7 protein-coding genes and 2 pseudogenes are annotated in these 9,564 nt (G+C 69.1%); 2 read left to right on the top strand and 7 right to left on the bottom strand.

Translation table 11 applies throughout. From position 1 onward, the window contains the following. A pseudogene (locus DQP57_RS25480) lies at positions 1-347 on the bottom strand (CoA transferase); the annotation flags it as partial. A gap of 30 nt (positions 348-377) precedes the next feature. Continuing rightward, positions 378-1,394 (bottom strand): MaoC family dehydratase, encoded by a 1,017-nt coding sequence (locus DQP57_RS25475; protein WP_112635559.1) that lies wholly within the window; start codon positions 1,392-1,394, stop codon positions 378-380. A gap of 145 nt (positions 1,395-1,539) precedes the next feature. On the opposite strand from DQP57_RS25475, the gene DQP57_RS25470 reads away from it, so the two are divergent. Both DQP57_RS25470 and DQP57_RS25465 read left to right on the top strand, forming a co-directional pair. Further along, positions 1,540-2,694: an acyl-CoA dehydrogenase family protein gene (locus tag DQP57_RS25470; RefSeq protein ID WP_165821900.1), complete on the top strand. Its 1,155-nt coding sequence runs from the start codon at positions 1,540-1,542 to the stop codon at positions 2,692-2,694. A gap of 130 nt (positions 2,695-2,824) precedes the next feature. Continuing rightward, positions 2,825-3,292, top strand: a complete 468-nt coding sequence (locus tag DQP57_RS25465; RefSeq protein ID WP_112635557.1) for a CD225/dispanin family protein — start codon at positions 2,825-2,827, stop codon at positions 3,290-3,292. On the opposite strand, the gene DQP57_RS25460 is transcribed toward DQP57_RS25465, so the two are convergent. The 5 genes and pseudogenes from DQP57_RS25460 to DQP57_RS25440 form a co-directional block, all read right to left on the bottom strand. Continuing rightward, positions 3,277-4,236: an enoyl-CoA hydratase/isomerase family protein gene (locus DQP57_RS25460; protein WP_112635555.1), complete on the bottom strand. Its 960-nt coding sequence runs from the start codon at positions 4,234-4,236 to the stop codon at positions 3,277-3,279. The two genes, DQP57_RS25465 and DQP57_RS25460, sit on opposite strands and share 16 nt — an antisense overlap. Before the next feature lie 3 nt (positions 4,237-4,239). Continuing rightward, positions 4,240-5,757, bottom strand: coding sequence for a fatty-acid--CoA ligase FadD4 (fadD4, locus tag DQP57_RS25455; RefSeq protein WP_112635553.1), 1,518 nt, complete (start codon positions 5,755-5,757; stop codon positions 4,240-4,242). Between the two features lie 58 nt (positions 5,758-5,815). Next, a complete protein-coding gene (locus tag DQP57_RS25450) occupies positions 5,816-7,642 on the bottom strand; it encodes a phosphoenolpyruvate carboxykinase (GTP) (protein WP_112635551.1) in 1,827 nt (608 codons plus the stop codon). Between the two features lie 140 nt (positions 7,643-7,782). Next, positions 7,783-9,348, bottom strand: a complete 1,566-nt coding sequence (locus tag DQP57_RS25445) for a hypothetical protein (protein ID WP_205869237.1) — start codon at positions 9,346-9,348, stop codon at positions 7,783-7,785. Beyond that, positions 9,345-9,564: pseudogene (locus DQP57_RS25440) on the bottom strand (hypothetical protein); the annotation flags it as partial. The pseudogene DQP57_RS25440 and the gene DQP57_RS25445, both read right to left, overlap by 4 nt.

Raw genomic sequence — 9,564 nt, 5'->3', positions numbered from 1 at the left:
ACCGGCCACGGGTCGGCGCCCACGTCGTTGGCCTGCACCAGCGCCGGGACGGCGTCGACGTCGTCGGCGCGCGACAGGGTGAGCGCGCACCAGCCATCGCGGGCGGCCAGCAGGCGGGTGGCGCCGCCGGGCGAGACCCGCCCGGCGCGGGTCAATCCCAGCAATGCCGCCCGCCCCGTCAGCAGGCTCGGTGCATCGACAGCGATGCCCAGCCGGTCACCGACGGCCGTGGCGACCTCGAGGGCGCGAGTCAGCACGTTGGCGCGGGAGAAGTCGGCGGGACCGTCGGGCAGGCCGGTCAAATGGGCCAGCCCGCTGCTTCCCCAGTGGGTTGCCGCCGAGCTCACGTCCCCATTGTGCGCGTGGCGCACCTCGTCTCAGAACTGCAGCGCGTGAAACCGCCAGTCCAGCACCGGACGGTCCGGTTCACCCGCGGTGTCGCTGACCGCATACACCAGCGAGCGCAGCCCCAGCACGCCGCCGTGATCGGTGGGCTCGGCCGATTCGACGTGCAGCTCGCTGTAGAGCGTGTCGCCCTCGTGCACGGGCCCGGTGTGATCGCAGGATTGCCAGTTCAACACCGTCACCAGATTGGGCAGCAACCTGCACGCCTGCGCCAAGGCCAGCCCGATGGTATGCCCGCCATACACCAGCCGGCGACCGCCGACCCGCGAATCATGGTGCGTGGCAGCGATATTTAAGGTGAGCCGGGCAAGTTCGGGAGCACCGCTGACCACGTCGGCGGTGCTGTGTAGCACCGCACCCGCCACGCCGGCGTCGAAGTGCGGGCCGGGCACCTTGTCCCGGAACACCTCGCCGGCCCAGTGCGCGGTCGGATCGTGGGCCGGGCCGGCCACGTCGGCGCCGATGCCGGACAGATCGTCGTGCGGCCCGTCCTCCGGCCGCCAATCCGGGCCGGCCGGCAGCATGCCACACCGGTAGAAGTCGAGCACCAACTGATCGGCCTGGTCGATCGTGATCATCCGCAGCGCCGCCAGTCCGGTCGGCGCCCGTCCCGGCTTCGACGAATTCGCCCGCAGCCCAACCACTTCGGTGCGGGTGTAGAGGGAATCGCCGATCACCGGAAACCGGTGGAACACCAGACCGCGATAGAACAGGTTGGCCTTGACCCGCTGGGTCACCAGCGTCGACTGCCCGATCGCCACGTCGCACACCAGCCCCGGGTGGGCCAACGGCGCCGGCAGGCCCGTCACCGCGCCGCACAGGTCGGCGTCCAGCGCCAGCCGCAGCCGGTCGCCCACGATCGCCTGGTGAGCGCCCGCCAATCCGGACGACAGCGTCATCGACGGCGCCCAGTCGAACACCTGCCCCACCGAGAGGTCGTCGAAGTACGGTCCGCCCTCGCGGATTCCCGCATACCCGTCACGCGTCACAACGACCCATGCTGGCAGGCTGTGGAATCGAGGGTCAATTCGGAATCGACCCGCCGTCGACTTGGTGGCGCCCTTTCGCTCCGATTTCGCACATCAAGTCGACGTTCGGCGCAAGTGGATCGGGTGGTCGCGGGTGAGCGGGGAACTGAACGACGAAGAAGAGATGCTGGTCGCCACGGTGCGGGCGTTCATCGACCGCGACGTCAAACCGAGCATTCGCGAGGTCGAACACGAAAACGCCTACCCCGAGGCCTGGATCGAGCAGATGAAGCGGATCGGCATCTACGGTCTGGCCGTTCCGGAGGAGTACGGCGGTTCGCCGGTGTCGATGCCGTGCTACGTGCGCGTCACCGAGGAACTGGCGCGCGGCTGGATGAGCCTGGCCGGTGCGATGGGCGGGCACACCGTGGTCGCGAAGTTGCTGACGCTGTTCGGCACCGAGGACCAGAAGCGCAGCTACCTGCCGCGGATGGCCACCGGCGAGGTGCGCGCCACCATGGCGCTAACCGAGCCCGGCGGCGGCTCGGATCTGCAGAACATGACCACCACCGCGCTGCCCGCCGGCCCCGACGACGCCGATCACCTGGTGATCAACGGATCCAAGACCTGGATCAGCAACGCCCGCCGTTCCAGGCTGATCGCCCTGATGTGCAAGACCGACCCGGACGCCACCCCGCGTCACCGGGGCATCTCGATCGCGCTCGTCGAGCACGGGCCGGGCCTGACGGTGTCGCGGGACCTGCCCAAGCTGGGCTACAAGGGCGTGGAGTCGTGCGAGCTGTCATTCGACAACTTCCGCCTACCTCGCACGGCGTTGCTGGGAGGCGTTGCGGGCGATGGCTTTTCACAGATGATGAAGGGCCTGGAGACCGGACGTATCCAGGTGGCCGCCCGCGCCCTCGGCGTTGGCACCGCGGCGCTCGAAGACGCCCTGGCCTACGCCCAGCAGCGGGAGAGCTTCGGCCAGCCCATCTGGCAGCATCAGTCGATCGGGAACTACCTGGCCGACATGGCGACCAAACTCACCGCGGCGCGACAGCTCACCCGGTACGCCGCCGAGCGCTACGACAGCGGCGAACGCTGCGACATGGAAGCGGGGATGGCCAAACTGTTCGCCTCCGAGGTCGCGATGGAGATCGCGCTGAACGCGGTGCGAATCCACGGCGGCTACGGCTATTCCACCGAATACGACGTGGAACGCTACTTCCGGGACGCGCCGCTGATGATCGTCGGCGAAGGCACCAACGAGATCCAGCGCAACGTGATTGCCCGCCAGCTGGTGACGCGCGGCGGGATCTGATCCGGCCCGCGAATCTCACGGCCCGAGAACAACGTTTGGGGGTATATTTACCTGACTTCTCCGGCGGGCGAACCGGTACGGCAGCAAAGCTGTTCGCCAACCGCGGGAACCACAGGGAAAGGCAGCCGCCATGAGTTATCCTCCCGTGCCGCCCGGCGGTTCGCCAGAATGGCAGGGGCAGCAACCGGAATGGCAAGGCCAACAACCGGAATGGCAGGCTCAGCACCCCGCCGGGTGGCAGGCCCAGCAGCCGCCCGGGTGGCAGGGGCAGCCCCCGCCCGCCGGATGGCCGGCGCCCCAGCCGGGATGGCAGGAGCCGGAGAACTATCTGGTCTGGGCGATCCTGGTCACGGTGCTGTGCTGCCTGCCGTTCGGGATCGTGTCGATCGTCTACTCCACCAAGGTGTCCGGACTGTGGGCCCAGGGCCGCTACGCCGAAGCCCAGGAGGCGTCGAACAACGCCAAGAAGTGGGCCATCATCGGCGCGATCGTGGGTGCCGTCGCGGCGGTGATCGGTGTGGTGCTGTGGTTCGCCATGTTCGCCGCGATCGTGTCGTCCATCCCGTCCACGACCACCACCACCTATTCGGGCTTCTGAACCCCGACCTCGTCCACCAGCCCCCAGTCCAGCGCGGTGGGCGCGCCCACGGCGCGCCCGGACAACACGAGATACGCTGTGCGCCAACGGCCTATCCGCCGTGTGACGCTGACGGTGCCACCGGCGCCGGGGAGCAGCCCCAACGCCAATTCGGGTAGCCCGAACACCGCGTCGTCGCGGGCGGTGACCCACCCGCAGAACGCCGCCATCTCCAGTCCGCTGCCCAGCACCCGGCCGTGCACCTCCGCCCGGCACGCCCGGCCGAGCCTGACCGTCAGCGCATCGAGCGCCAGGGCCGGGCTGTAGCGGGTGCGGGCCAGATGCGCACTCGCCGGTTCGGCGAAGGTGCCGAATTCGGCGAGGTCCCCGCCGCTGCAGAACGACGGGCCGTTGCCGCTCAACACCATGCCGGTGACCGACGGGTCCAGCTGCGCCACGGCCAGGGCCTCCAACAGCGCCGCGCGCGCATCGGTGGAGAACGCATTGTGCCGCTGGGGACGGTTGAACGCGATGCGCACGACGTCGCCGTCGCGCGTCGCCCGCACCGGGTCGGCGATCTCGGGCACGCGAGCCGGGCCCCGCTCGCGGAGCCACCGCGCGAACTCCGGGCCGGCCTGCAGGGTCGAGTACGCCAACGACTCGGTCATCACCCCGGGCAGCGTCGGGCCGAGCGGGTCCACCGCGCGCAGCACGTCGTCACAGACGGCGCTGGCGTGCGGCCACCGTCCGCAGCGTGCCGTCAGCTCGTCCAGGGTCGCCGGCACCGACTCGACGGTGACCACCCGCCGGTCGGCGCAGGGTTCCTCGGTGAGCGTGAAAGTTGCCGCGTCAAGCCAGGATTCGGACGCGGCGAGGTCGGCGGCCGAACCGATGCAGACGATCACCCCGGGCGGCGACCCCGGGCCGTCGTGCGGCGCACTCGACAGGTCGACCACCCGGAGCATGGCTCACACCGAGTACTTCTCGATCAGCACGTTCTTGTAGAGCTTGCCGGTGTCGGTGCGTGGCAGCTGCGCTTCGAAGGCGATCGATCGCGGGCATTTGTAGTGCGCCAAGCGGTCTCGCAGCCACGCCGTGAGCTCCTCGGCGAATTCGTCGGTGGCGTCGGCGGCCTCGACGGTCTGCACGGCCGCCACCACGCGCTGGCCCATCTCGTCGTCGGGCACCCCGAACACCGCGGCGTCCAGCACCTTCGGATGGGTGACCAGCAGGTTCTCGGCCTCCTGCGGGTAGATGTTCACCCCGCCGGAGATGATCATGTGGTGGCGCCGGTCGGTCAGGTACAGGTAGCCCTCGTCGTCCAGGTAGCCGATGTCGCCGACGGTGGCCCAGCCGTACTTGTCGCGCGAGGAGGCGGTTTTGGTTGGGTCGTTGAGGTATTCGAACGCGTAGCCGCCCTCGAAGTAGATCTCGCCGGCCTGTCCCGGCGGCAGCTCGTTGCCGTGCTCGTCGAGGATGTGCACGGCGCCGCCCATGGGTTTGCCGACCGAACCCGGATGGGCCAGCCACTCTTCGGCGGTGATCAGCGTCGAGCCGTGCGCTTCGGAGGACGCGTAGTACTCGTCGATGATCGGCCCCCACCAGTCGATCATCTGCTTCTTGATCTCCACCGGGCACGGGGCCGCCGCGTGCATCACCCGCTGCAGGCTGGACAGGTCGTACGAATGACGCACCTGCTCAGGCAGTTTCAGCATGCGGGTGAACATTGCCGGCACGAACTGGCCGTGCGTGACCCGGTGGCGTGCGATGACGTCGAGGCAGCCTTCGGCGTCGAACTTCTCCATGACGACGGTGGTGATGCCGCCGGCCTGCGCGCTCATCGACCACACCGACGGCGCCGTGTGGTACAGCGGCGCCGGGCTGAGATAGACCGAATCGGGCGTCATCCAGAAACTGACCAACGCCGACATCATGCCGGGCGCCTCGGCCGGTGGCACGTGCGGCAATTCGCGTTTGATGCCCTTGGGCCGCCCCGTGGTGCCCGACGAGTACTGCAGCAGGTCGCCCTCGATCTCGTCGTCGATCGGGGAATCGGGCAGTCCGGCAACGCATTCCGGGTAACGCTCCCAGCCGGACAGCTCACCATCGGCGATCAGCAGCAGCCCGGGTAGGCCGCCGGGCAAGTGCTCGGCCAACCCCGCGAGGGTGTCGCGCAGCGCCGCCGAGCCGATGATGGCCTTGGCGCTGCTGTTGTCGATGATGTACGCCGCCTCGGCCGCGGTCAGGTGGGTGTTGATCGGCACGTAGTACAAACCGCTGCGACGAGCCGCCCACATCACCGCATGGATGTGCTCGTTGTTCTCCATCAGGATTGCGACGGTGTCGCCCTCACGCAGACCCGCCTGGCGGAACCGGTGCGCCAGTCGATTGGCTCGCGCTTCGAGGTCGTCGAAGGTGACGACCGTCCCGGACGGGTACAGGATGACAGCAGGTTTGTCGGCGCCGATGTAGGGGCGGATCTGCATGCGCAGACTGTACCGCCGCCAAACTTGACGGGTGTTAAGTGGTCGCCGGCCGCGTCGCTCAGCCGGCTTCGGACAGCCGCTGCTTGAGGGCCTCGAACTCGTCGCGCACGCCGGTGGGCAGCTTGTCGCCGACGAACTCGAACCACTCCTCGATCAAGGGCAGTTCCTCGCGCCACTCGGCCGGGTTGACCGCCAGCGCCTTGGCCACGTCACCGCCGTCGACGTCGAGACCGTCCAGGTCCAGGTCGTCGGCCGTCGGCACGATGCCGATCGGGGTGTCCTGGCCGCCGGCCTGGTGCTCGATGCGGTCCACGATCCACTTGAGCACCCGGCTGTTCTCGCCGAAGCCCGGCCACAGGAAGCCGCCGTCTTCGTCGCGGCGGAACCAGTTGACGAAGAACACCTTGGGCAGCTTGGACTCGTCGGAGTTCTTGCCCAGGTCGATCCAGTGCTGGAAGTAGTCACCGACGTGGTAACCCAGGAACGGCAGCATAGCCATCGGGTCGCGGCGCACGGTGCCGACCTTGCCCTCGGCGGCGGCGGTCTGCTCGCTGCCCATGGTGGCCCCCATGAACACGCCGTGCTGCCAGTCGCGGGCCTGGGTCACCAGCGGAACCGTGGTCTTGCGCCGGGCGCCGAACAGGATGCCGGAGATCGGCACGCCCTGCGGGTCGTCCCATTCGGGCGCCAGGATCGGGCACTGCGACATCGGGGTGCAGTACCGCGAGTTGGGGTGGGCGGCCTTCTCGCCCGAGTCGGGCGTCCAGTCGCGGCCCTTCCAGTCGATCAGGTGCTGCGGCTCGCCCTCCAGGCCCTCCCACCACACGTCGTTGTCGTCGGTGAGCGCCACGTTGGTGAAGACGGTGTTGCCGCCCTCGATGGTGCGCATGGCGTTGGGGTTGGACTTCCAGTTGGTGCCCGGCGCGACGCCGAAGAAGCCGAACTCGGGGTTGACCGCGTACAGGCGGCCGTCCTTGCCGAACCGCATCCAGGCGATGTCGTCGCCGAGCGTCTCGGCGCGCCAGCCCGGGATGGTCGGCTGCAGCATCGCGAGGTTGGTCTTGCCGCACGCCGACGGGAATGCCGCGGCGAAGTAGTAGGCCTTGTTCTCCGGGGAGATGAGCTTGAGGATCAGCATGTGCTCGGCGAGCCAGCCCTCGTCGTGGGCCATCGCCGAGGCGATGCGCAGCGAGTAGCACTTCTTGCCCAGCAGCGCGTTACCGCCGTAACCGGAGCCGTAGCTCATGATCTCGCGGGTCTCCGGGAAGTGGGTGATGTACTTGGTGTCGTTGCACGGCCACGGCACGTCCTTTTGGCCCGGTTCCAGCGGCGCGCCCACCGAGTGCATCGCCTTGACGAAGAACCCGTCGTCGCCGATCTTCTCCAGCGCGGCCTTGCCCATCCGGGTCATCACCTTCATGGAGATGACGACGTACTCCGAGTCGGTGATCTCCACACCCAGCTTGGGGTCGTCGGCGCCCAGCGGGCCCATGCAGAACGGCACCACCCACATGGTGCGTCCGCGCATGCAGCCGCGGTACAGGTCGGTCATGGTGGACCGCATCTCGGACGGGTCCATCCAGTTGTTGGTCGGGCCCGCGTCGATCTGGCGCTCGGAACAGATGAAGGTCCGGGACTCCACCCGCGCCACGTCGGACGGATCGGACAGCGCCAGGTAGGAGTTGGGGTGCTTCTTCTCGTTGAGCTTCTTCAGCGTGCCGGCCTCGACCAGCTGGGCCGCCAGCCGGTGGAACTCCTCGTCGGAGCCGTCAGCGAAAACCACCCGATCGGGCTGGGTGAGCTCGGCAACCTCCTGCACCCATGACAGCAGGCCCTGGTGATTCGTGGGTGCTGTGTCCAAGCCGGGAATGGTCGCTGAGGTCATCGAACTCTCCTGGATTCTTCTGCGTATCGGGCTGGTGTTGCTCGCTATGCTCTCGCCCACACAATTAAGGAATTGGTGGCGTTAACTACAGGTTATCCTGAGGATCTTGTCGGGGAAGTCTCGGGCAGGTATAAGCCTTCTCACAACAACGATTCAGAAGATCCCGACGGGTCGCCATCTTCGCTCCTTGAAGCGGGTTTTTGGGTCTCGTCAGCGCTGGCTTGTTCGGCGTGACTTTCGTCCTCTCGTATACCCGGTTCACCCAGTTCTGCACGCACCGCTGCCAGGGCGGCCGTCACCGCCGGCATGTCCCGATCCCGCGCGGCGGCGGCCCGCGCGGCCGCCAGGGCGTGCTCGCGCAATTCGGCGTCGATGACGCCCACCGCGGCCGACACCTGCGCGTTCTCGGCCTCGTCGTGGGCCAGCAGCGCCTTGCTCAACACCGACTCGGCGACCAGCACGCGGGTGGCGACCAGCTCCTCGACGACCGATTGCAGCGAGGCCGTCACGTCACCGGCCCAGCGGTCCAGCAGCGACCGGTCGTGCAGCAGCGCTCGGAGGTTGATCACCATGTAGGTGAGCGCCACCGAGATCGCCACGCACGCCAGGCCCGCGACGGCGGCAAGTGCGGGGTTCAGCCGCGAGGCCAGCCCGCTCATCAGCCTGCTCAACGTCAGCGCCACGCCGAGCCCGAACCCGACGCCCAGCAGGATCATCAGCCAGGTCTCGTGCCGGCGGGACTTCAGCGGCGGCGGTGACACGTCGACCGTGGGCAGCTGCTCGAGCGGCGGCAGCTCCATCGGCACGTCCACCACCTGCGCCACCTCGGCGAGTTTCGTGTCGGTGTCGCGGCTGACCTCGGCGACCGCCTCCTCGAGCGCCTCGTAGGCGTCCGTCTCGAAGCCGGGCAACTTGCGCCGCGACAGCCCCGCCGCGTTTTCCTGCAGTTCGGTGCGCACCGACGCGCACCGGTTGCGCGCGGAGTGCGACAGCGCCACCCGGGCCTGCTGGATCTGGCCGCGCAGCGTGATGGTGCGCTCGCTTTTCGCCTGCCGCCGCTGCTGCAGGGCGGCGCTGCGCTCTTCGCGCAGCGCCTCCACCCGGGCCCGCCGGCCCGACCCCTCGACCTCGCGATCGAACCGCCGGCTCAGCGTCTGCAGCCGGGATTGCCACGCCCGCAACCGGTTTCGCCGTGCCAGATCGGGGTCCTCGAGTTGCGCCGAGACGGTCTCGACCAGGTCGTCGACGTCCGGGTCCCCCAGATCGGGCAGGGCCGCCGCGCCCACCCAGGGCGCCCGCGCGTAGCGCGGCGCGTGCGCGCCCAGCGCGTCGCGGTTGGCGGCGACGATCTCCCGCCAGTTCAGGTGCACGTCGATCTTGGACACCACCCCGACGACCGCGTCGGTGTGCTCGGTCGCGGCGTCCAGCAGCGCGCAGTCCGACGAGGTCAGGTTCGCCGCCGCGGACACGACGAACACCACCGCCATCGGCACCTCGCGGGGACCGAGGTCCGTCGACTCCACGAACGTGCGCTGCGGGAGCCGCTTACGCAGCGCGTCGGCCACCGCGCTGACCCCGGCCATCCACGGGCCGGTCACCAGCACGGCGTCGAGGCGCTGGATGGCCGGCGGATCCAGCCCGGGCCCGGCCGCCGCCACCAGCGCGTCCACCACGGCGACGGGATCGTCGCCGGATTCGCCGCTCACCAGGATTCCCCCGGCAGCGAGGCACAGGCCTGAGACCACAACCGCAGCGATCCCCGGGCGATGTCTGCGCCGCAGGCGCGGTGCAGTTCGCTGGCCGACGCGCGGCTGTAGCGCTGCCAGCGCACCGCCCGCGGCAGGTGTGCGGCCGGATCACGACGAGCGTCGCGGGGCCGCCGGTCGTCCGGGTCCAGCCCGGCCGCCTCGGCCAGATCCACC

Source organism: Mycobacterium colombiense, from assembly GCF_003284935.1.
GTDB classification, from domain to species: Bacteria; Actinomycetota; Actinomycetes; order Mycobacteriales; family Mycobacteriaceae; genus Mycobacterium; species Mycobacterium arosiense_A.
This window is presented reverse-complemented; position numbering and strand designations above follow the sequence as displayed.

Coding starts and splice junctions, on each gene's coding strand:
- DQP57_RS25465 (WP_112635557.1), top strand. CDS start 2,825: ATGAGTTATCCTCCCGTGCCGCCCGGCGGTTCGCCAGAATGGCAGGGG.
- DQP57_RS25460 (WP_112635555.1), bottom strand. CDS start 4,236: ATGCTCCGGGTGGTCGACCTGTCGAGTGCGCCGCACGACGGCCCGGGG.
- fadD4 (WP_112635553.1), bottom strand. CDS start 5,757: ATGCAGATCCGCCCCTACATCGGCGCCGACAAACCTGCTGTCATCCTG.
- DQP57_RS25450 (WP_112635551.1), bottom strand. CDS start 7,642: ATGACCTCAGCGACCATTCCCGGCTTGGACACAGCACCCACGAATCAC.